We start from the raw sequence: 22,362 nt of genomic DNA, 5'->3' as shown, positions 1-22,362 counted from the left end.
TTAAACCCTTGATTTATAAAAATTATTATCTATGCTATTTCCATCTTGGCCGTATTCACTTGCTTTAGTACCAAAAATTTTTTCATTAAGTGAGTCAAAAAATTCTTTAACAGCAACAACATGTCTTGCATATTCTTTATTTACTTTATGTAAATTTTCAAGCTTTGAACGCATAAGAACAAGCTTTGACTTCACCTCATCGTCTAAAACGCTAGCAAGTGTAGTCGTACCGCTTTCTTTTGATACCTTTAAAAGCTCTTTATCTAGTGCTCTTTTTGTATCTTCAAATGCACGAACTAAGGTATTTTTTTTCTTTACACTCTCATCAACGCTTGAGTGCTTAGCCTCTTTTATATTTGCGATATCTTGTATGGTTAAATTTATAAGCTCATCAAGCTCGCCTATAGCCTCGTCCAAAAGCTTCTTTATCATTTAGATTCCTTAATTACAGCAACGCATCAGCCACAGCCCTAGCCGTTTTTGAGATATCAACCTGATAAGTGCCATTTGCTATGGCATCAGCTATCTCTTTTAGCTTTGCGTTTTCGTTTGTTCTTACTTCTTTACTCTGAGTTTCGACCTTGGCATCGCTATTTTTATTTAGCGTATTTGCCTGAAAATTTGGTCTTTGGTTCAAAGGCCTTATCATATTCATACCTCTTAAAATAAAATGTTTATATCACTACATCGGCAGAATATAAATTTACTTAAGAGTCTCTCTTTAAAAAATCGTACAAAAGTTCTGAAAAACCAAGATTTCCGCTCAATGCTTTACTCATTGCATCGTTATACATTGACCTATAAATGTCGCTACCAGCAGCCTTTGGATATAGCGAGTTGTGCTCATCTTCTTTTAAAGCAATATCAAGCACGGCTTTTACCATATATGCTTCAAAGGCATCAGTTTGCTCTTTTAAAAGAGTATCTTGTTTAGCATTTGCGTTTTTTATCTTATTTGCTGAAATTTCATTGTATGAATTTAGCGCTAAGGTGTTATCTATTTGCATTATATTATCTCCAAATCAACTTGTATCGCACCAACTCGCTTTAAATTTTCAAGTATCGATATGATATCACTTGGTGTCGCCCCAAGCTTATTTAACGCTCTTGTTACATTTGCAACGGTTGTTTTTTCGCCTGAAATTTTAAGTAAATTTTGACTAGGTGCGACCGACGTATCGCTTCCTATATTTACATCGTTTTGCGCTGCTTCGTCATAGCTATTTGGCTCTATTTTTATTGTGATTGCACCATGCGTTAAGACAACTGGGCTAACCACAGCATTTATGCCACTTACTATTGTGCCAGTTCTCTCATCAACCACTATCTTTTCATCTGGCTTATACTCTACATCAAGATCAAGCACAGCACTTGCAAGCTCGATAATGCTAACATCATCCGGCTTTTTAACGATAACCGTTCTTGGATCGATCGCCTTTGCGGCATCATCAGAGATATTTGCATTTATAGCGTTTTGGATATCAAGAGCGGTTTTAAAATTTGTATCTTTTAGGCTTAGTCTTATGCTATCTTGATTGTAAATGTCATAAGTCACTTCTCGCTCGACCAAAGCTCCATTTAGGATAGATCCAACAGTTGGGTGGTTGCCACCTGATCTACCCATGCTTTTTCCGCCGATACTTAAAGCACCCTGAGCCAAAGCGTAAATATCACCATCAACGCCTTTTAGTGGCGTCATGAGAAGCGTACCACCTTGCAAGCTTTTTGCATCGCCGATAGATGAGATCACGACATCAAGCTTATCGCCATGCCTTGCAAATGCAGGAAGCTTAGCTGTTACCATAACAGCAGCTGCGTTTTTTGACTTGATATCATCTGGGTTTATCTTTACGTTTACACCTTGAAGCATGTTTGATAAAGACTGGATCGTAAATTTTGACGTTGAGCCATCACCTGTGCCGTTTAGTCCGACAACTAGGCCGTAGCCTATTAGCTGGTTATCTCTTACACCAACTATGCTTGCAAGCTCTTTTATCTGCGTAGCAAAGGCTGAAGTAGCTATCACTGAAGCTGCTACAAAAGATAAAAATTTTTTCATATTTTTTCCTAAAATTTAGCTATTTTAGGTTTTTAAAGCAAAAGATGTTCCAAATTTTACTATAAATTTTTATTGAAAATAAGAGAGCGAAGTAGCTCCAAATTTTTTAAATTTTACAAGTTTATATGTAGAAATTTCATCACTAAATTTAAAGTCGCTGTTGTGCTCAAAAACTATCATGTAAATTTTTTCTTTTTTTAGCTGCGAGATCAAATTTACAAGCTTGACGTAAATATCATCAAAGCCAGCTCTTATATCAAATGGCGGATCAAGATAGAGCAAGACCTTGCCACTTTGAGAATTTACAAGATCAGGCAAGATGGCAAAGGTATCACCATTTATTGCTTTTAAATTTACGCTCTCTAGGCTTTTAAGGTTGCTTTGCGTGATTTTAAAAGCAACTCTATCTTTTTCGATAGCAATAGCCTCACGTGCTCCATTGCTAACGGCCTCACATGCCATCACGCCGCTTCCACCAAAGCCCTCTATAAATGTAAGAGTATAAATTTCATCTCTAATGACGTTAAAAAAGGACTCTTTTACGATACTTTTTGTGCTTCTAGTCGTGCTTAGGCTTGGCAATTCAAGCCTTTTACCTTTAAATTTACCACTTGAGATTTTAGTGTATAGCTTCACTGATTTGCCCTTAAAATTTCAAGAAGATCAGCTTTAAATTTATCTATTAAAAGTGAAATTTTTTCTTCTAAGCTCTTTTCATTTTTAGTTTCATTAAACTCATTTGCTTTTGAAATTTGCATAGCTGAGTAAAATTCTTCAAGCGTATCAAGAAGTGCCATTTTGGTAAAAGGATGAGAAAGATGAGAATTCTTTCCTATTATAAATAGCGGTTTTCTTGTTGCTATTTCGCGGTCGCTCACTATAAAATCACAGTCCTTATGATGAGCAGCTAATTTTCCACAAAAAAGCAGTAGTGTCTTTTGAAGTAAAATACACTCGCACTCAAATGAAATTTTCATATCTCTTCCTATAAATTTTTGCTCGATTTTAGCCTAAATAATCAAAAATTTATATAAACACTAAAGGATTTTAAAATTTTACCGATGTAGAAGCTAACGTAAGTTTTAAGGAGTAAAACTATGGAAATCTTTAAGGCAGCAGCAAATCAGGTACTAGATACGAGCATGAGCACATCTGCTCAGCGTCAAATAGACAGCAGACCTATCGAGCATTCTGATGTTAAATTAAGTGCTGATAAAAATAACGAAACAAAAGACATTAACGAGCTAGACGGACTTAGCAACGAAGAGCTTGCCAAAAGAACAAGAGAGGTCACTGACAGATTAAACTATCAAATGCAGCAGCTTGATACTAATGTAAGATTTGCTTACAACGAGAAGCTAAATTTAATGGTCGTGCAAGTAAAAGACGCTAAAACTGGCGAGGAGATAACACAACTTCCAAGCAAAGAAGCTATAAGAATAAGCGAGTATTTCAAAGAAAGTATCGGAATACTTTTTGACAAGGAGAGTTAAAAATGGCAGTAGGTAACGTAACAAATTTAGGAATCGGTACAAAAAATAGCGGGCTAAATGATGATCTTATCAAGAAATTAAAAGAAGCAGATGAAGCAGGACAGATCAAACCTTTAACAAAAAGGCTAGAAAGAAATGATCTAAAGCAAAAAGACCTTGCAGCGCTAAAAACTCTAGTTAGCAACGTAAACGTAAGTGGCAAAACACTTGGCGGAGAGGCACTTTATCTAAAAAGAACTACAAATAATGCTGGCAAAAGCGTAACAGCCTCAGCTGCAAATGGTGTTAGCGTTCAAAATTTTAGTATCGATGTGCAAAAACTTGCTCAAAAAGATACATTTCAAAGCTCAAATTTCAAAAATGCTTCAAACTTAGTAGGTGCGACAAATAACGGCTCTTTTGACGTTGAAATCGATGGACAAAAATTTTCTATTAGCGTAACTAGATCAACCACATATCAAGATATTGTAGACAAGATAAATGATATTAGTCGTGGTAAATTGCAAGCTAGAATTTTAAATGTTGGCGGAGATAAGCCAAATCAAATCATGCTTCAATCAGGCAACACTGGCGCAACACAGACTATTAAATTCTCAAATGATACAGCTGGTGTTTTAGATAAGCTTGGCTGGGATAGTACGCAGTTTCAAGATAAAGATGCAAATGGCACTCTACTAACAAATCCTGATGGCACACCAAAGATGACATCAAATTTTGAGAAAAATAGAATTTTAAAGGCACAAGATGCGGAATTTACATATAACGGAGTAAATGTAAAAAGAAGCAAAAATACCTTCAACGACTTAAGGCCGGGAATTTCTATTACATTAAATGAAACTGGTAAAACAAACGTAAGCGTCTCTCAGGATACAAAAGAGGTAATAAAAGCGGTTGAAGAATTTATCAAAGACTACAACCTAATGACCATGAACCTTGGTATAGCCACAAAATATGACGAGGAAAAGGGAGCTGGCACCTTCCAAGGCGTTAGCGAAATTTCAAGCTTAAGATCAAATATTGGTCGTCTTGTAAATGGACAAGATAGCGAAGGCAAAGCATTAAGCAAATATGGCATAGTGCCTGATAAAGACGGACAGCTTCAGCTTGATCTAAATAAACTAAATGCAGCTCTTAGCAAAGATCCTGAAGAGATTCAGAAATTTTTCATGGGATCAAGCAAGATCGAGCCAATAAGCTATATGGGGGCATCGACCGTTAGCGCTGGAGCACTAGACATAAAAGCTGGTGATCTTACAATAAACGGTAAGTCAGTTACATTCTCAACTACAGCCACAGCCACAGCTGAAGAGAACGCGCTAAAACTTCAACAAGCTATAAATGATGCTGGCATAACTGGAGTTACAGCCAGTCTTGATAAAAGTGGTAAAAGAATCATCTTAAAAAGAAGCGATGGCGAAAATATCGAAGTAAAAGGTAAAAATTCAGCCTTAACAGCTCTAGGTATGAATGAAGCTACTATAAATCCAGTAACCAAAAAGACAGATGGGCTTTTTACAAAGCTAGCTAAAATGCTTGATGGTGTCGTTGGTAAAAGTGGTACGATGGTTGCTATGCAAAATCAGTTAAAAGATGAAAATGAGTCGATCACAAAAAACAAAGAGAGCACACAAAAGCTTTTAGATGAGAAATACACAACAATGCAAGAGCGTTTTATCAAGTATAACGCTATCATCGCGAGTTTAGAAAATCAGTTCTCAACACTAAAATCAATGATCGATGCAGAGATAAATAGCAGAAAATAAGAGAGAAAGATGAATCAAAGTGCATATAGTGCATACGCACAGTCTAGTTTTGGGGGCATTGAGTCCCCAACTAAATTAATAGAAATGCTTTATGACGGAATTTTAAAATTTATATTTCGTACAAAAAAGGCGATAGAAGCTGGAGATATAGAGAAAAAAGTTTATTATATTAATAGAACAAACGCTATTTTTGTTGAGCTTTTAAATTCGCTTGATTATTCTCAAGGTGATGTAGCTCACTATCTTAGCGGCCTTTATACAAGACAGATGCAGCTTCTTGCTATGGCAAATATACAAAACGATATCGCGGCTTTAAATGAAGTAACCAATGTCGTAAAGCAACTATCTGAAGCATGGAGAGAGGTAACATCAGGTGAATAGTTGGATCAATGAATTTAAGTTAGCATTGATAAACGAAGACACAAGCAAGATAGCTGCATTGTCACAAAATTTTAGTGAGGATATGTTTACGAGCCTAGCTCTAGCGCAAGAAGCACAAGCATTAATTGGCGGAGCAATAGAGCTTTTAAAAAGCAAGTCTTTACATATTCAAAATGAGCTTATAAAACTACAAAAAGCTCAAAAATACGTAACAAACTAATATAGTTTTATAAATTTAAAGGCACGGCGTTAAGCCGAGTTCTGTCTTGAACGATCATTTATCTACGCTTGCTTTTACAAACAAACTCTAGCGAAGGGTTTTAATATAAGACCAAAACCATCCCTTCTTGCTGCAGGTTGGGTTTATATGGCCACGCAAGTTACCAAGCGTGCCGGTGGGCTCTTACTCCACCGTTTCACCTTTACCGCCGAAGCGGAAGTTTACTTTCTGTTACACTATCCCTTAGGTTTCCCTAGCCATCCGTTAGATGGAACCTTGTCTTATCGCAGCTCGGACTTTCCTCTTTTGTATGATACAAAAGCGACCGCTTACCGTGCCAGAGCGAAATTATAGCGGTTTTGGCTTAAATTTATAGCTTTAGCTTTTATACAACTACACTTACTTCTTCTAAGCCATATGATTTTACATACAAAAAGCGACTTTATAGACAACCCTTTGAGCAAAAGTCTAGCTTACGTTTTATATAAATTTTTACTAGTCAAATAGCTGTATTTTTATATTAAAGTGCGATAAATTCTGCATTATTTATAGGACGCAAATCACAAGAATTGCCAAATTTTTTCATTGTCTCGCGTGCAGCTTCCACAAAAGGCTCACAACCAAAGTGTGGCACTATGAAAAAATCCACCAAATTTAAGCCTGTAAAATCACTCACGTTTACGCTATTTTCATCCATAGGCGTAGCATATCTCGTATCTGGTGCCGCTACGATCGCACCTGCTGACTCGCCAATATAAATTTTACCTGCATGAACTGCATCTTTTATAGTTTGTGCAGCGCGCGATTTTCGCAGCTCACTAAGAAGATAAAATGTATTTCCGCCACTTATATAAATGATGTCACATTCATTAATAGTAGCTAAAATTTTATCGTCTAAGGCGCAAAAATCATCACATTCAGAAACCTGCGCAACCATGTTTTTAACACAAGAAATATCAATACGAGTCAGCTTCGCACCAAATTTTTCCAAAATTTCCACCGCTTCATCTACGTAAAAATTTACCTCTTCAAATTTTGCTGCCGTATCGATAAAAGCAACTTTCTTGCCACTAAATTTCACCAATTCATTGATCTTGCTCGCAACCTCTGCAAAGTAAGAACAAAGAAAAATATTTTCCATTTTTAAAACCTTTCATAATTTAAATGTTTCTAGATGCATATATTGCCAAAATAGGCGTATAAAATAACAAAGAGCTATCTTAATCAAAAATATTTTTGTGTAAAATCTCCTCCAGTACCACCGTCGCGTAACTACCTTTTTGCAGCGTGAAATTTATCGTAAAATGCGCTTTTTCCTCGTTGTATTTGTAGCTTGTGTCCTCCAAATAACACCACGCAAAGCGCCTAGATCCCGTCATTTTAGCTTTATATTCGTTTGCCTGCGCGAAAATTTGATCCTCTACCGCCCTAGCCGCGCCCTGTGCCTCATACGCCTTCGCGCCCGCGATCAGCCCGCAGCTAGTGATATCTCTAGCGTCAAAGCGCGCGCCCTCAGCGTCCAAATCCTCGCATAAAAAGCACTTGCCGTGCGGATAGTGACCCAAAACTTCGCCCTCCATCAGCTTAAAAAATCTCTTTTGTGATTTTAAATTTTTTAAAATCGCGCCGTCAAGATACGGGTAAATTTGAGCTAGCTCGCCTAGGCTAAAATCCTGCGCAAACCTCGAAATCTCCACGCGTTTGCTAAGCCAGCGATTAAAAAGATCACTTTGATATGCCGAGATCAAAAAGTCGTTTAGCTTTACGTTTTTGCTCTTTTTGCCGTTTATCGTCCCATTTTTAAGAAGCTCCAGTCCAGTTTCGGCGTTGTCGCCAAATTTACCAAAACGTTGATAGCCAAAGTAGTTTGCATAGCCCATTTTATCGATACTAACAAATGCTTGCTCTAGCTTTTTGGCATTACTTGGTAGCACCTTTTTTAAACGGATAAAAAAGCTATTTCCCTTTAGATGTCCGATACGAAGCTTATTTTTATGCACATTTAGGCTTAAAATTTTCATCTTTTCATGGCTAAAGTTTGCAAGCGTGCCCTCAAATTTACGAGGCATCGAGATAAACTGCGTCGTCATGCCCTGCTTATCCTTTAGTCCAGCATAGCCAAAGTCGCGCATTTTTGCTCCTGTAACCTCGCTTAAGACATGCAAGGCCTCTTGTGTCGTCATATCTTTTTTAGAAATTTCAACGATCAAGTGCTCGCCGTCACCGCTAAACTCGTAAAGTGGTATCTCACGCACGACAAAATCATCTGAATTTTTAGAAAAGTAAGCCTCGATAGGTGCATGAGTGAGTGCATAAAGTGGCTTAAAAATGGTGGTTTCTTGCATTTTGTTTTAACCTTTTATTTGAAATTTTTGCAAAGACGCTAATCTTTGTCCGTGTTTTTGCGGCGATCCTTTTGATAGCGTTTAAATTTTTAGGACTAAAAGTAAATAAAATTTCATACTCCTCGCCGCTACTAAGCTCAAATTTGCTTAGCTTTTTTGTAAATTTAGCACCCTTTTTGCTAGCCTTTAAAAGCTTAGCAAGATCGGTATTTAGCCCATCTGAGATATCCATAGCGGAGTTTATAAGATGAGCTGCTTTGTAGAAAAATTTATCTCTTAAAATAGGCTTTTTAAATCGTGAGTTTTTTGAAATTTGAGCTAGTCTTAGAAGTGAATTTAGCCCTTTTTGGCTGCCTCCAAGCTCGCCAGTAAAAGCTACTAGATCGCCGTATTTTGCATTTTCTCTAAGCACAGCTTTGCCATTTAGCTCACCAATTATACTAACGCTTATATTTAAAATTTTGCTACTTATCGTATCGCCACCGATTATCTTTACGCCAAACTCCTCGCAAGCTCTGTTTATGCCTACGCTTAGCTCTTTGATTTGCTGTGGCGAAAAATTCTTTGGCAAGCTAAGTCCAAGAAGCGCAAATTTTGGCCTAGCATTCATCACGATCGTATCTGAAAAATTTACGATCATCGCCTTGTAGCCGATCTCTTCAAGGCTTAGCCAGCCATGCCTAAAGTGCGAGTTTTGCGCAAAAATATCCTTGCTAAAGACCTGCTTGCCAAGCACGGCCGCATCATCGCCAATATAAGCGTTACTAAAGCATTCAATCGTAAAATTTTCTTTATCCATCGGGCCATTATAATGAAACTCCTTTTAATTTTAGGATAAAATAAGCCAAAAAAGGAGCCAAATGCAAAAAATAGAAATTTTTAGATTTAATGCAAAAAAGGATATTTTGTCGTATTTCAAACCATATTTTTTAGAAATTTTAGATTACGCAAACCTTGATGAACTATTTTTGCATATTAAAAAGATTGATCCGTATTTTCAGCCAATAACTGGCTTTGTGAAAGTAAATGATGTCGTAGTGAGCACTGCTGAACCATTAGAGAATTTATATGAGAAATTTGTAGACAAGCTTGTGATTTCGCCACTTGATGAAAAACGAGCGGTTTTAGATCTTGAGATAAATGATGATGACTTTTGGGAGAAATTTAAGCCATTTGATAAATTTTGTGATCAAGCAGACAAAGAATTTTATGCAAGCTTAAAGCCATATTTTTATGCTGATTTTGTGAGAGAATACGAGCCAAATTTTATAGGTGTAGCTGCTATCATACTAGCTCATCATCTTTATAAAAAAGAAAAAAATGATGAGATCATGAGGCTTATCAACAATGCAAATGGTATTTTGATAGCTTGCAAGATTGATGATTTTATCTTTAGCGGAAACGAAATTTATACCGAAGCGATTAGGTTTTTTAAAGAAATTTTAGGAATAAAAGAGGATGAAACCTCAAAAAATGAGCTTGAAAAGATAAAAAACTTGGATAAATTTAAAGAGTTTAAAATAGCCGTAAGCGATAAAATCCCTGTAAATTTAGATAAATTTAGAGCAAATTTTATAAATCTAAATATCAAAATTCCTTGTGGATTTGAACTTTTAAAAGTAAACGAAAAGCTTGCATTTGCACTTGCGAGCAAGACCATTTTTAATGCGTTTGATAGCGGGGCTGATTTTTTACTAGCTAGCAATGAGGCTGAGTTTTATATGTTTGACACGCTTTCAAAAAAGCTTGAAAAATTTGCAAACAGAAGTTTGCAGGATTTTTATGTTTTAAGAGTTAGCGAACTGATCGAGCTTGAAAATGGCAAAATTCCAGCAAGCCTAAAAGAGCATACGCTAAAAGTAAATCTAGTCTAAAACTAGAGAATTTATTTTTGCAAAGTTGCATTTTGCTCGCTTAAGGCTTCTTCTTTTTCGTCTTCTTGTCTTATCTCATCGTACCTTGCTTTGGCGTTTTCATAAACACCAGCTGGAAGGCTTATGTTTAAATCATCCCTTAAGCTCATCACATCATCACAAGCATTTTGGTAGCCAAGGTCACAGCTTTTCATATAATAACTCACGCCAAGCTCGATATTTGAGTGCTTTTTTAGATCACTATCCATTTGCTCACTTATCTCTTCATTTACAAACATATCGCCCAAAGCTTCGCACGAAAGCACATCTTTTTGCTCACAGCCATCATAGAAAATTTCATACGCAGCTACGTAATCTCCGGCATTTAGCGCCTCAATACCTCTGTCATAGTCATCAATATCAAAGCCAAATGCCAAATTTAAAGTTAGGATTAAAAAAACTATTTTTTTCATATAAAGCTCGGTGCGTCGTTTGAAAATAGTATAAGATCGCCAACACGCGTATTTTGAGCTAGAATTTCTTGCATTTTGTTCTTATCCTTTAAGATAATGATCTTTGGCTTTATGATGTGTTTTAGCAAAACTTCGGCATTTAGCGAGCTTGTGATGACGACAAGGTCAAAAATTTCATTTATCACCTTGGCTAAATTTGTATTTTGCTCCGCATCACTCTCGACAATGCCTGGTGTTAGCAGCACTTTTCTGCCAGCATAGGTGCTTACAAGCTCGTAGCTTGCGCTCATACCTGAAAAATTTCCATTAAAGCTATCATCAATTATCAGCTTGCCGCCAGCCTCGATCTTGCTTAGACGGTGCTCGACGTTTTTCATCTTAGATAGCGCTCTATCTACCGCCTCATCGCTCATTTTTAGGTATTTTGCCACCTTGATGCAAACGGCTAAATTTGTAGCGTTAAATTTGCCAAGTAGCGGCGAAGCATAGTATTTTTCATCAAGCGTAAATGAAATTCCATCTAAATTTGCATTGATATCTTTTAGACTTTCATCGTAAATTTCTATATTTTCACTTGGCTCTTTCTTTGTCGAGCTATGTAAAAATGCCATTTGCAAACGAGTGCTTTGAAGTGCTTCAAGCTTGGTAGAGCGGATATTATCAAGCGTTTTAAAATACTCAATGTGTTGCGCGCCGATCTCGCCTACGATGACGATTTGTGGGTTTAGAAATTTTGTGATCTCTAAAATGTCGCCCTTTAGCCTAGCGCCTGCTTCTGCGATGTAAATTTGCGTTTGCTCGCTTAAGTTTTCATTGATATCTTTGATGATGCCAGCCATTGTATTTACGCTGCGAGGTGTTTTGTAGCAGACAAAGCTATCTTTTAAAATTTCAAATAAGAAATTTTTGATACTCGTTTTGCCGTAGCTTGCTGTGATCAAGATGATTTTTAGATCTTTATTTGCGCCCAGTTTTTTAAGAGCCTTGTTTTTAAATCCTTGAAATTTTATCTTTTCTAAAATTTCACTAAAAAATAGGCTCACAACCAAGACAAAAAGTGGCATTGGTGCCAAAAACGCATTGTGGATGATAAAATTTAAAGCGTAGTTTAGGATGATAGCGCAAGTAATGATCACAAAAAAGTGCTTGATCCTGCCAGTAATTACTAACTTTTTATCAAGTTTTTTGTGCCAAAGATAAAGAGCTGGCAAAAGCGCAAAGTAAAAATAGATGAAAAACCACTTATCAGTCGTGTAAAATAAAACCAAAGGCACAATGAAAAAAAAGACATGCCATGCTGGTTTTGTAAAGTGAAAAAGTACACGCTCAGGCCTATATGAAAACCACTGAAAGCAAGTTATCACATAAAATGCAAGTGCAAAAATAAAAAAGACTGTACTTATGTTTAAAAACAGACTCATTTTATCTCCTCGATCCCGCTCTCATCGTCAAGCACGACATTTTTAGCTTCATTTTGCTCTAAATTTATCCCTTTTTCTATCTCATCGCTTATAAATTTAGCGTGAAGTAAAAAGAAAAAGTGATCACCTCCAAGTGGAAAAAATGAACTATTTTTAATGAGCTTATGTATACTCTCTCCGCTTGTTATGGGCGTTGCTTTGTCATTTTCGCCCCAGAATATCAAAGCCTTACCACTAAAGCTGGCAAAATGCTTTGTAAAATCCTCATCAACGACGTTTTTTAGGGTTTCATACATTACCCTACTCATACCACTCACATCTTTTGTGGCAAAGAGTTTGTAAAATTTACCAAAGCCAAAAAGCTTAAAAATTTTAAAAATTTCTATCTTTGCTCGCACGATAAATGGCTTTTTGACAACTATGCCAGCTGAGCTTAAAAGCACAAGATACGGTGGCTTTAGAAGCGTTGCAACCTTACCACCAAAGCTATGACCTACGATGATATCTGGCTTTATGCCAAGCTCATCACAGAAATTTTCAACGATTTTTGCATAATCGCTTGTTTTTAAAGGATCAGTAATTGAGCTTTTACCAAAGCCTGGCATGTCGATATAAACGTGGCAAAACTCGTTTAGATAGTGCCCAAAAGCCTTTTTCATTATCTCTTTGTTTGCGCCCCAGCCGTGCAAGAAAAGCACTATTTTTTTGCATTTTGGATTTACTACTTCGTAGCTGATCTCATACTCGTCTGAGCCGTATTTTACCGTCCTACTCGCCATCGTTCTCTCTTTTTTTTGCAGCATAAATACTCTCAAGCACGCTCACCGCTTCGCAAAGACGCTCATACTCTTCCATATTTAAAAGCACTGCTTCAAATTTATTATTTTTAACAATGACCGCTCTTTTTAATTCATTGGCTCCCACGCGAGAGAGCACTGAACTAAAATTTCTAACCACTTCAGTTGCTGTATAAATTTCGTCTTTTGTAAAAGTTACCATTGTCGCTCTTTGTGTAAAATTTTACGTAAAATATCACAAACTACTTTATAATCTACTAAATGGCCTAAATTTTTCCGCGACCTTTTACTGAAGTGATCGAGTTTATAAAGCTATAATCGATCTTTATATTACGTTCTCTTGGAAGTGAGTTTGCAAGAGCGTTTAAAGTGCTCTCAAAATCCTCAAATAGATAGTTTGCAAGGCTTCCTGGATTTGGATTTATCTCATTTAGATAGACCTCATCATCTATCACAAAAAAGTCGCATCTAATGATCGCTCCGTCAAATCCACAATCATAAATTTTTGAAAAGTTAAATTTAAGCTTTTGTTTTAGCTCCTCAGAAATTTCAGCCTCTTTTACCTTGTTTTCATTTGAAAAGCTAAGATATTTCTGCTCATAGTCAAGAAATTCTTTCTTTTTTGGCTCTTCGATGATAGAAAATTTTATCTTCCCATTTATCTTACAGCCTGCAAGGTTGTACTCTTTTACTCCCTTTATAAAAGGCTCGACAAGCACATCCTTATCAAACTCAAATGCTACGTCTTTTGCATAAGCTAGCTCGCTGGCGTCATGCACTATATTTACGCCGATGCTACTTCCAAGTCTTGCTGGCTTTAAGATAATAGGATAGTGAAATTTTGGCTCACTTTGACGAGTTAGCATCTCATAGTCAAGCGCCTTTACACCAGCCTTTTGTGCTAGAAATTTAGTAAGCTCTTTGTTGTAGCTAAGCGCACTTACTTCAAGCCTTGGACCTATATATTTTATGCCGTAAAAGTCAAAAAGTGCAGCTATCTTGCCATCTTCGCCGTCCATGCCATGGATCAGATTTATAATGACATCGCACTCTACTTTTTTATCGCCAAAAAGAGAGTGCATGAAAAATCCGCCTTTAGACAAAATGAGCTTTTTTGAATTTTTGTATTTACCAGAGCTAAAGAAATTTGCTCTCATATCTTTTTGCTCGATAAGATAAAAATCTCTATTTGCGTCGCAAAATATAAATTTTAGCTCTTGTTTTAGGACATTTTTTAAAACTATCGCACTAACTATGCTTATCTCATGTTCATAGCTCTTTGCTCCAAATATCACACCTAAATTCATCTTTTTATCCTTATCCTAATTTCTTTAATGCTTCTTTTATAAGATCACTTGTATTTTCACTCTTACACTCAGGCAAAATTTTCACTATCTTCTCACGTTTAAAGCCAAGCGCCTCAAGTGCCAAAAGCGCCTCATTTTGATAGCTTGGCACACTCTCATCACTTATTAGTTTTGCGTCACTTAGCTCAGCTATAATGCGTCTAGCAGTCTTTGGTCCGATGCCTGGCACGCTTTTAAAAGTATCTGCATCGCCACTTATTATGGCATTTGTAAATGCCTGCGAGCTAAGGCTTGAGCAAACCGCCATAGCCGTGTTAGCTCCAATACCATTTAATTTAATAAGCATCTCAAACATCTTTTGCTCATTTGCATCCAAAAAGCCATAGAGTAAATTTGCATCTTCTCTTAATATCTGCGTTATGGCAAGCTCGACTTTTTCGCCCTTGCTAAGCTTGGCTGAGCAAAAAAGTGAGATAAAAATTCCATAGCTTACGCCACTATTTGTCTTAAGTATCACAAATGCGGGATCTTTTTTGCTGACGATACCTTCGATCGCTTTTATCATCATTTAACCTTTTATTCTTAGAAATTTGTATCTGTGTAGTCTTCTAATTTATTTGACTTTTTGATCTTATACTCAGCCTCATCGCCATCGCCGATCTTCTCCAAAGTAATAGCATGAGCGGTTTCATTTTGCTTTGAGATATAAGTGACATTTTGTGGAGGATCAACGATAACAAATCTAATCTCATTTAATTCAACCCAGTTGCCTCTGTTTATCACTTTTGCAGAAAATATTCCATTTTGCATGATCTCAAGCTCATCTTTTAGGGTAGCTAGCAACTCTTTTTTATCTTTAAAAATTTTTAGCAAAGTGTTGTATTCATTGACTAGACCTTGATACTCTTTTAGCTTTTTCATAAAGGTAACTGGCGGTATCACTTTAGCTTTTGAGAGCTCTTCTACCTTTGCTTTTATGGTATAAATCGAGTCTTTATTTTCATTTATGACATTTTTCTTTGTTTCAATATTTTTTAGAAGAGAGGCAAGCTCTGCTTTTGTATATTCGATCTTATTTAATTGCTCTTGCGTAGCCTCAGCACTTTCAGGCATTTTGCTAGTATCGATTATAAATTTATTGTCAGTGCCTCTTAAATATCTTACGTCTATTAAGTGTGAAGCTGTGATAGTGCAGTTTGAGCCAAGCGTATTTATTTGGATATTTTGAGCGGTTATAGAGCCACCAACGACGCTATTTATCTTAACTCTTTTTGCTACGACATTTCCGCCTTCTAGCCTATCTATCTCGACATTTTCAGCTTCAACCTTACCGATGTGGATAGAAATTTTTGCATTCTTTGCATAAATTTTAGCCTTTTGGTGTGTTTGACCGCCGATTATTACTTCATTTGCTTTAACCATCGCATTTGCACCGACGTTTCCTTTAACCTCGATCTCGTCAGCCTCCACGATGATGCCAGTGCCGATGGCGTCTTTTATAGTATCAGTTTCCCTAACCACCAAAGTCACATTTGTATCAGTGCCTGCTTGAATAGAGCCAGTTGTTTTAAAATTTGCCTCATTTATCTCTATACGCTCTTCAATATCAAATGAGCCATTTTTCTCAACTACATATCCTGATTTTTTAGCGATATATATTATGCTATCGTCATTTTCTACTCTCTCTATATTTTCGCTTATACTTATCTCTTTGCCAGTATCTTCTTTTGGCTTTTCTACTGCTAATAATTTGCCTCTCGCATCACGGCCATTTTGCCCTTCGTGAGACTTTTTCTCTTCCATTATCACTTCATCTTGTGCCACGCCAAAAACAAAACCTCTATCAGCGTAATCAATCTTATCTTCCTCTTTTATCGCATCAAGTTTATCTTTGTAGTAGTAAAGTATCTTTGCATCGGTAGCTTTTTTGGGATTTATACCTTGTGTTATGTTTAGTATGTAGTCTTTATCAAGTTCGCCCTTTACATGCACAACTGAGGCGATTTGTTTTAACTCATCTTTTAGTTTGCCGATCCTTATACCTATTAAAATTTGAGCTTTCATAAGCTGTTTGGCGATATATTCAAAAAGTTTATCTTCGTAATGCTGTTCGTATTCACAATCTTTTGTGGCTTTTACCTTTGCGACTACTTTTGTAACCGTTGAATTTACACCAATCTCTATCTTTGGAAGCTTTGGCACAGCATTTAGCCTAACATCAAAAAATTCCACATCATAGACCTGCTCAATCTCTAGTGTCTCGTCAAGATAAAATACATTATCATCAAAAAAGTCTAAATTTTCTTCAGGGACAAAAACTGGCTCTTCATTATCTTTATTTTTATAATAAGTCAAAATATCTAAAATTTTAAAATCTATAAATTCTACCGGTACGCTGTGTTGCTTGCTTAGTTCTTTAAGCGATATATAAGGCGTTGAAGTTTGAATTTGCGTTGGCGGTAAAAATCTCTCGTTTTCTTGCACGTTCTCGCTCAAAATTGATCCATTTCACATAAAATTTGGCTCTTATTATCGCCAAAATTTTATTAAATTTGGGTTATGTAAGCTTTAAAGCATCTTTTGTTACTATTGCGTTTTCAAATTTAATTTAGGTGAGCGATGTTTATAAAAGGTTTTTTTTCAAACTCAGTTGGCATTATGGTTTCAAGAATTCTTGGACTTATAAGAGACCTTTTAACAGCTTCTATCCTTGGAGCTGGCATATTTAGTGATCTTTTTTTTATCGCTTTTAAAATACCAAATTTATTTCGCCGTATCTTTGGAGAAGGTGCCTTTACACAGGCATTTTTGCCAAATTTTACAAATAGCAAGAAAAAAGCGATCTTTCAGGCTGAAATTTTCATCAAATTTCTACTTTTTATAGGCGCATTAACGCTTCTTGTAAATTTATTTACGCCCTACTTTATAAAGATCATCGCAAGCGGCTTAAGCGAGCAAAACATAACCGATGCAGTGCCGCTTGTGCGTATAAATTTTTACTACCTAGCTCTTGTTTATATCGTTACTTTTATGGGCGCGCTGCTTCAGTATAAAGGGCACTTTGCGACAACTGCGTTTTCTACTGCGCTACTAAATTTAACCATGATCGCTTCACTACTTTTGGCTCGTGGCAAGAGCGAGAGCGTGGTTGCACTTTATCTTAGCTTTGGCGTCGTTGCAGGTGGCGTTTTGCAAGTTTTGGTGCATCTAATCGCTATAAAATTTAACGCCTTAAATAAAATTTTCTGGGGCGGTTTAAGAGGATATTTTAAGGGCAAAAGAGCGCAGAGCAAAGGCTTTTTTATAAATTTTTATCACGGCTTACTTGGCTCAAGTGCTATGCAAATAAGCGCATTTATGGACACTTGGCTAGCTAGCTTTTTGGTAAGCGGCTCGATAAGCTATCTTTTTTATGCAAATAGAATTTTCCAGCTCCCGCTTGCCATCTTTGCTATAGCGCTCTCTCAGGCACTATTTCCAAGGATCACCAGGCTTCTAAAGCAAAAAGATGAGGCAAATGCCCTTGTTTGGACAAAAAAGAGCTTTTACCTACTACTTTGCGCCCTACTTGCAGCCACTATCACAGGCGTCGTGCTAAGTGAGTTTATCATCTGGTTATTGTTTGAGAGAGGGAATTTTGTAAGGGCAAATACCATTGAATGCGCCAAGGTGCTAAGTGCCTACTTAGTGGGGCTTACACCATTTGGCCTGGCTAAAATTTTCTCACTTTGGCTTTATGCAAATATGAAGCAAAAAGAGGCAGCCAAAATTTCCATCATCTGCCTTGTGATAAATTTGATCCTAGCAGTCATTTTGATGCAGAAATTTGGAGCAGCTGGCCTTGCATTTGCAAGCTCACTTGGGGGATTTTTACAACTTATTTTATACGTTAGAGCCTTTGGAGCTAAGCGATTTTTAGCTATAATCGAGCCTAAATTTATAGCCACTATCGCACTTTTAGCGGTTTTGCTCTATTTTGGTTTAACATTTTTAAAGGATATATTTAATGCGAATTTTTGATACTTCTAAAAGAGAAAAGGTTGAGTTTAGCCCTATTAAAGATGGTGAAGCAAGCATCTATCTGTGCGGTCCAACGGTCTATGACGATGCGCATTTGGGACATGCAAAGTCAGCCGTTAGCTTTGATCTTTTAAGAAGAGTCTTAAAAGCGCTTGGCTACAAGGTCAAATTTGCAAGAAACTACACCGACATCGACGATAAAATTTTAAAGAAAATGGATGAAACTGGCCAAAGCCTAGAAGAGATCACAAACAAATATATAGCGCACTATGAGAGCGATATGGGCGCTTTAAACGTGCTTGATCCAGACTTTAAACCAAAGGCTACGCAGTGCTTGGAGGCGATCATTAGCTACATCGAGCTGCTTATGGATAGAGGCTTCGCGTATAAAACGAGTGATGGAATTTACTTTGATACGAACAAGGATAGTGGATATTTTAGCATTAGTGGCAAGGATAATAACACCGATCTAATCGCACGAGTGGCAAGTTTTGGTGAGAAAAGAGATGAAAAAGACTTCGTGCTTTGGAAATTTGACGAGAAATGGTACGAGAGCCCATTTGGCAAGGGTCGCCCTGGCTGGCACACCGAATGTGTGGCTATGATAAGAGAATTTCTAAGTGACAAAGAAAATGATAAATTTGAGATCGACATCCACGCTGGTGGCATCGATTTACTCTTTCCGCACCACGAAAACGAAGCAAGCCAGTGCAGATGCGCCTATCATAAAAATTTGAGCAAATACTGGATGCATAACGGCTTTATAAAAGTAAATAACGAAAAGATGAGTAAGAGCCTAAATAACAGCTTTTTCGTAAAAGACGCCCTAAAAAACGTTCATGGTGAAGTACTTAGATATTACTTGCTTACGAGCCATTACAGGGCGCATTTTAATTATTCAGATGAAGACTTAGTGGCTTCAAAAAAGAGGCTAGATAAAATTTATCGCCTTAAAAAAAGGGTTGATGGCGTGCAAGCAGGTGCAATAAATGAGAGCTTTAAAAATGAGCTACTTGAGGCACTAAGTGATGATCTAAACGCTTCAAAAGCACTTGCAAGTATTGATGAGTTTGTAAAAGCAGCAAACGAAAGGCTTGATAATAGCCCAAAAGATAAAGCCTACAAGGCCGAAGTGATGGCAAATTTAGAGCTGATAAGTGAAATTTTGGGCATTGCTATCACAAATTATGTTGAGTATTTTCAGTTTGGCGTAAGCGACGAGCAAAAAGAGCAAATTAAAAGACTTCTTGATGAGCGCGCGGTAGCCAAAAAAGAGAGAAATTTTGCAAGGGCTGATGAGATAAGAGATGAGCTTTCCAGTCTAAATATCTCTATCATGGATACACCAAACGGCGCAGTTTGGGAGAAAAACAATGACTAACTTTGGCTTAAAAGATGTACTAAAACGCTTTGGTCCATATTTTAAAGACTACATTCCGCACTTCATCCTAGCCTTCATTGGCATGGGGCTTGCAAGTGGCGGAACAGCGGTCAGTGCATATCTAGTGGAGCCAGTACTTAATAAAATTTTTGTTGAAAAAAACGAAACATTGCTTTATATGCTGCCATGTGCGATCATTGCTATTTATCTGTTAAAAAATGTTGGAACTTTTATGCAGGCCTATTTTACCGCGTATATTGGTCAAGATACGATTAGAAGATTTCGTGAAAAGATGGTCGAAAATTTACTAAATTTGGACATGAAATTTTTTAATGATTTTAGAACAGGCGAGCTAATAAGCAGAACCACGAACGACATAGAGCGCATAAGATCTATTGTTTCAAGCATCATACCTGAGCTTATTAGGGAGCTTGTAACTATCATAGGTCTGCTTTGTGTAGTCATCTATCAAAGCCCTAAATTAGCCTTTTTTGCACTTGTTGTTATGCCATTAGCGATTTATCCGATCTCGCGCCTTGCTAAAAAGATGAAAAAAATCTCAAAAAAATCGCAAGAAAAGACATCTGATATCACCTCAGCCTTGAGTGAAATTTTTACAAATATCGAGATCATCAAGGCAAATAATGCCCAAAAATACGAGCACTCACGTTTCGTTGAAGAAAATAACAAATTTTTTAAGTTAAACCTTAAAACCGTAAAAATCGAGCAACTAGTAAGCCCACTAATGGAAACAATTGGCTCAATCGGCGTGGCAGCTGTCATCATAATAGGCGGCAAAGACGTCATCGATGGAAATATAAATATGGGTGCATTTTTCTCGTTTTTAACTGCGCTTTTCATGCTCTACACCCCGCTAAAACGTATCGTAAATATATACAATAAAATGCAAGATGCCATCGCAGCGAGCGAGAGGACCTTTTTCCTGATGGATAAGGTAAGCCAGATAAAAGATGGCCAAAAAGAGCTAAACGAAGAGATAAATTTGATCAAATTTAACGACGTCCGCCTAAGCTACGGCGACAAAGAGATCTTAAAAGGGATAAATTTAGAGGCAAATAAGTCAGAATTTATAGCCCTTGTTGGCTCAAGTGGTGGCGGAAAAAGCTCGCTTATGAATTTGCTTATGAGATTTTACGACGTAAATGGCGGAGAAATTTTAATAAACGACATAAATTTAAAAGATATCAAAATTCACTCACTTCGCCAAAATATCGGACTTGTCACCCAGCGCGTCTATATCTTTAATGACACGATCGCTAAAAACGTAGCTTACGGCAGGGAATTTGACGAAGATGCCGTTATAAACGCTTTAAAAATGGCAAATGCTTATGAGTTTGTGAGCAAACTAGAAGGCGGCATAAACACTACTTTAAACGAATTTGGCACAAACCTTTCAGGCGGTCAAAGACAACGTATCGCAATAGCAAGAGCACTTTATCAAAACCCACAAATTCTTATCTTTGACGAGGCCACTTCAGCACTTGATAACGAGAGCGAAAAAGAGATCACAAAGGCGATAAACAACCTCAGAAGCAAAAAGATCATCTTTGTCATCGCTCACCGCTTAAGTACTGTTGAAAATGCCGATAAGATCGCAGTTTTGAGCGATGGCAAGATCATTGATAGTGGAAGCGACGAGGAGCTTAGCAAGAGAAATGAAATTTATGCAAGACTTAAGGGCAAAGCCTTAGTTTAAGGCGATTTTTGCTAAGATTTGCAGAAATTTTTAGGCATTTTAAAGAGGTTAAAATGAGCTTAAACTACGATACTTTAAAATCTATTTTTTTTAAATTTGATCCTGAAACTGCCCACAAGATCGCAGAACTTGCAATGATCGGAGCAAATAAAATTTTTCCAGGATCATTAAGCTTTGTAGCAAATAAGTGCGTGGTCGATGACAATGCATTAAAACAAAATTTATTCTCAAGCACTTACCACAACCCAGTTGGCATAGCTGGGGGCTTTGATAAAAATGCCACAATGTTTGAAGCACTAACAGCTCTTGGATTTGGGCATTTAGAATTTGGCACATTTACTCCAAAACCTCAACCTGGCAACGACAAACCAAGACTTTTTAGGCTTATAGACGAAGAGAGCATCCAAAACGCGATGGGCTTTAACAACGACGGCTGTGAGGCTATTAAAAATAGAGTCAAAAAACTTTATCCTTATACTTTGCCAATCTGGGCAAATATAGGCAAAAACAAGGTCACACCAAACGAAGACGCAATAAAAGACTATGAAATTTTAGTAAGAGAATTTAGTGAAATTTGCGACACCTTCGTCATAAATGTCTCATCGCCAAACACGCCAAATTTAAGAGCATTGCAAGATGAGAGCTTTATAAAAGAGCTTTTTAGCGTTATTTTGCCGCTTACTAAAAAACCAATCATCTTTAAAATCGCTCCTGATATGAGCCACGAAGATGCGATCAGGCTTTGTAGCTGCGCTGTAGAAAATGGCGCTAGTGGCGTGCTTGTTTCAAATACAAGCGTTGATTACTCGCTCTCTCACTCGTCAAATTTAAAGGATTTTGGCGGACTAAGCGGCAAGGTGATCGCTAAAAAGTCAAAAGAGATCTTTAAAGCCGTTGCAGACGAGCTTTACGGCAAGACGACGCTTATCGCATGTGGCGGCATAGATAGCGGCGCAGAGGCATATGAGCGCATAAAAATGGGAGCAAATTTAGTGCAAATTTTTACAAGCTTTATCTTTAAAGGGCCGATTATCGCAAGGGATATAAATTTAGAAATTTTAGAGCTTTTAAAACGAGATGGCTTTGCTTCTATCAGCGAAGCAGTCGGCATAGATGTTAAAAAATAAAAGGC

The 22,362-nt window shown here is 37.1% G+C and carries 25 protein-coding genes and 1 other RNA gene; 9 read left to right on the top strand and 17 right to left on the bottom strand.

Features of this window, described 5'->3' with window-relative positions:
- From flgN to CVT18_RS09345, 6 genes are all read right to left on the bottom strand, one after another.
- Complete coding sequence (gene flgN / locus CVT18_RS09370) at positions 1–432, bottom strand: flagellar export chaperone FlgN (protein WP_103619112.1); 432 nt, start codon at positions 430–432, stop codon at positions 1–3.
- A gap of 13 nt (positions 433–445) precedes the next feature.
- The gene (locus CVT18_RS09365) at positions 446–649 is read right to left on the bottom strand and encodes a flagellar biosynthesis anti-sigma factor FlgM (protein ID WP_072594307.1); all 204 of its coding nucleotides are present in this window, start codon (positions 647–649) and stop codon (positions 446–448) included.
- A gap of 58 nt (positions 650–707) precedes the next feature.
- Entirely contained in the window at positions 708–1,007 is a 300-nt protein-coding gene (locus CVT18_RS09360; protein ID WP_103628842.1) for a rod-binding protein, read from the bottom strand.
- Entirely contained in the window at positions 1,007–2,059 is a 1,053-nt protein-coding gene (locus tag CVT18_RS09355) for a flagellar basal body P-ring protein FlgI (RefSeq protein ID WP_021091361.1), read from the bottom strand. Before CVT18_RS09355 ends, CVT18_RS09360 begins: the two co-directional genes overlap by 1 nt.
- Positions 2,060–2,128: 69 nt before the next feature.
- On the bottom strand, positions 2,129–2,695 hold the full coding sequence (gene rsmD, locus CVT18_RS09350) for a 16S rRNA (guanine(966)-N(2))-methyltransferase RsmD (protein ID WP_103628843.1): 567 nt from the start codon (positions 2,693–2,695) through the stop codon (positions 2,129–2,131).
- A complete protein-coding gene (locus CVT18_RS09345; RefSeq protein WP_103628844.1) occupies positions 2,692–3,036 on the bottom strand; it encodes an ornithine carbamoyltransferase in 345 nt (114 codons plus the stop codon). The genes rsmD and CVT18_RS09345 overlap by 4 nt, the downstream gene beginning before the upstream one ends.
- 120 nt (positions 3,037–3,156) lie before the next feature.
- Between CVT18_RS09345 and CVT18_RS09340 the strand changes: the two genes are divergently transcribed.
- Genes CVT18_RS09340 through CVT18_RS09325 form a run of 4 tightly spaced genes read left to right on the top strand, consistent with a single transcriptional unit; the run spans position 3,157 to position 5,916 of the window.
- Positions 3,157–3,552 (top strand): FlaG family protein, encoded by a 396-nt coding sequence (locus CVT18_RS09340; RefSeq protein ID WP_072594311.1) that lies wholly within the window; start codon positions 3,157–3,159, stop codon positions 3,550–3,552.
- A gap of 2 nt (positions 3,553–3,554) precedes the next feature.
- Positions 3,555–5,315 (top strand): flagellar filament capping protein FliD, encoded by a 1,761-nt coding sequence (gene fliD, locus CVT18_RS09335; RefSeq protein ID WP_107824484.1) that lies wholly within the window; start codon positions 3,555–3,557, stop codon positions 5,313–5,315.
- A 9-nt stretch (positions 5,316–5,324) separates the two neighbouring features.
- Entirely contained in the window at positions 5,325–5,696 is a 372-nt protein-coding gene (fliS, locus tag CVT18_RS09330; protein ID WP_035167483.1) for a flagellar export chaperone FliS, read from the top strand.
- Positions 5,689–5,916, top strand: coding sequence for a hypothetical protein (locus tag CVT18_RS09325; RefSeq protein WP_087580153.1), 228 nt, complete (start codon positions 5,689–5,691; stop codon positions 5,914–5,916). Before fliS ends, CVT18_RS09325 begins: the two co-directional genes overlap by 8 nt.
- Before the next feature lie 14 nt (positions 5,917–5,930).
- Here CVT18_RS09325 and rnpB read toward each other — a convergent pair.
- The 4 genes from rnpB to CVT18_RS09305 form a co-directional block, all read right to left on the bottom strand.
- Positions 5,931–6,257: RNase P RNA component class A (gene rnpB, locus CVT18_RS09320), an RNA gene on the bottom strand.
- Positions 6,258–6,436: 179 nt separating this feature from the next.
- Positions 6,437–7,057, bottom strand: a complete 621-nt coding sequence (locus CVT18_RS09315; RefSeq protein ID WP_103628846.1) for a Type 1 glutamine amidotransferase-like domain-containing protein — start codon at positions 7,055–7,057, stop codon at positions 6,437–6,439.
- A gap of 79 nt (positions 7,058–7,136) precedes the next feature.
- Positions 7,137–8,261 (bottom strand): tRNA pseudouridine(13) synthase TruD, encoded by a 1,125-nt coding sequence (gene truD / locus CVT18_RS09310; protein ID WP_103628847.1) that lies wholly within the window; start codon positions 8,259–8,261, stop codon positions 7,137–7,139.
- A complete protein-coding gene (locus CVT18_RS09305) occupies positions 8,239–9,060 on the bottom strand; it encodes a thiamine-phosphate kinase (protein ID WP_087580156.1) in 822 nt (273 codons plus the stop codon). The genes truD and CVT18_RS09305 overlap by 23 nt, the downstream gene beginning before the upstream one ends.
- A gap of 61 nt (positions 9,061–9,121) precedes the next feature.
- Between CVT18_RS09305 and CVT18_RS09300 the strand changes: the two genes are divergently transcribed.
- Entirely contained in the window at positions 9,122–10,135 is a 1,014-nt protein-coding gene (locus CVT18_RS09300; protein ID WP_103628848.1) for a hypothetical protein, read from the top strand.
- An 11-nt stretch (positions 10,136–10,146) separates the two neighbouring features.
- Here CVT18_RS09300 and CVT18_RS09295 read toward each other — a convergent pair whose 3' ends face one another.
- The 7 genes from CVT18_RS09295 to CVT18_RS09265 form a co-directional block, all read right to left on the bottom strand.
- Positions 10,147–10,587, bottom strand: a complete 441-nt coding sequence (locus CVT18_RS09295; RefSeq protein WP_087580158.1) for a hypothetical protein — start codon at positions 10,585–10,587, stop codon at positions 10,147–10,149.
- Positions 10,584–12,008 (bottom strand): Mur ligase family protein, encoded by a 1,425-nt coding sequence (locus CVT18_RS09290; protein ID WP_107824483.1) that lies wholly within the window; start codon positions 12,006–12,008, stop codon positions 10,584–10,586. The genes CVT18_RS09295 and CVT18_RS09290 overlap by 4 nt, the downstream gene beginning before the upstream one ends.
- Complete coding sequence (locus CVT18_RS09285) at positions 12,005–12,787, bottom strand: alpha/beta fold hydrolase (RefSeq protein WP_103628850.1); 783 nt, start codon at positions 12,785–12,787, stop codon at positions 12,005–12,007. Before CVT18_RS09285 ends, CVT18_RS09290 begins: the two co-directional genes overlap by 4 nt.
- Positions 12,777–13,007: a type II toxin-antitoxin system Phd/YefM family antitoxin gene (locus CVT18_RS09280; RefSeq protein WP_087584583.1), complete on the bottom strand. Its 231-nt coding sequence runs from the start codon at positions 13,005–13,007 to the stop codon at positions 12,777–12,779. Before CVT18_RS09280 ends, CVT18_RS09285 begins: the two co-directional genes overlap by 11 nt.
- A 64-nt stretch (positions 13,008–13,071) precedes the next feature.
- A complete protein-coding gene (locus CVT18_RS09275; protein WP_107824482.1) occupies positions 13,072–14,112 on the bottom strand; it encodes a D-alanine--D-alanine ligase in 1,041 nt (346 codons plus the stop codon).
- A gap of 10 nt (positions 14,113–14,122) precedes the next feature.
- Positions 14,123–14,677 (bottom strand): Holliday junction branch migration protein RuvA, encoded by a 555-nt coding sequence (ruvA, locus tag CVT18_RS09270; protein ID WP_107824481.1) that lies wholly within the window; start codon positions 14,675–14,677, stop codon positions 14,123–14,125.
- Positions 14,678–14,694: 17 nt separating this feature from the next.
- Entirely contained in the window at positions 14,695–16,608 is a 1,914-nt protein-coding gene (locus CVT18_RS09265; RefSeq protein WP_107824480.1) for a flagellar assembly protein A, read from the bottom strand.
- 123 nt (positions 16,609–16,731) lie between these two features.
- Between CVT18_RS09265 and murJ the strand changes: the two genes are divergently transcribed.
- Genes murJ through CVT18_RS09245 form a run of 4 tightly spaced genes read left to right on the top strand, consistent with a single transcriptional unit; the run spans position 16,732 to position 22,357 of the window.
- Positions 16,732–18,132 carry a murein biosynthesis integral membrane protein MurJ gene (gene murJ / locus CVT18_RS09260; RefSeq protein ID WP_103628853.1) on the top strand — a complete coding sequence of 467 codons (1,401 nt, stop codon included), beginning with the start codon at positions 16,732–16,734 and terminating at the stop codon, positions 18,130–18,132.
- Positions 18,119–19,513, top strand: coding sequence for a cysteine--tRNA ligase (gene cysS / locus CVT18_RS09255; protein WP_103628854.1), 1,395 nt, complete (start codon positions 18,119–18,121; stop codon positions 19,511–19,513). The genes murJ and cysS overlap by 14 nt, the downstream gene beginning before the upstream one ends.
- Positions 19,506–21,230 carry an ABC transporter ATP-binding protein gene (locus CVT18_RS09250; protein ID WP_103628855.1) on the top strand — a complete coding sequence of 575 codons (1,725 nt, stop codon included), beginning with the start codon at positions 19,506–19,508 and terminating at the stop codon, positions 21,228–21,230. The genes cysS and CVT18_RS09250 overlap by 8 nt, the downstream gene beginning before the upstream one ends.
- Before the next feature lie 53 nt (positions 21,231–21,283).
- Positions 21,284–22,357: a quinone-dependent dihydroorotate dehydrogenase gene (locus tag CVT18_RS09245; RefSeq protein WP_103628869.1), complete on the top strand. Its 1,074-nt coding sequence runs from the start codon at positions 21,284–21,286 to the stop codon at positions 22,355–22,357.
- The last annotated feature ends 5 nt before the right edge of the window (positions 22,358–22,362 follow it).

This window comes from Campylobacter concisus (genome assembly GCF_003048405.1).
GTDB classification, from domain to species: domain Bacteria; phylum Campylobacterota; class Campylobacteria; order Campylobacterales; family Campylobacteraceae; genus Campylobacter_A; species Campylobacter_A concisus_Q.
The sequence above is the reverse complement of the archived record's forward strand: the minus strand, read 5'-3'. Positions and strand labels throughout refer to the sequence as shown.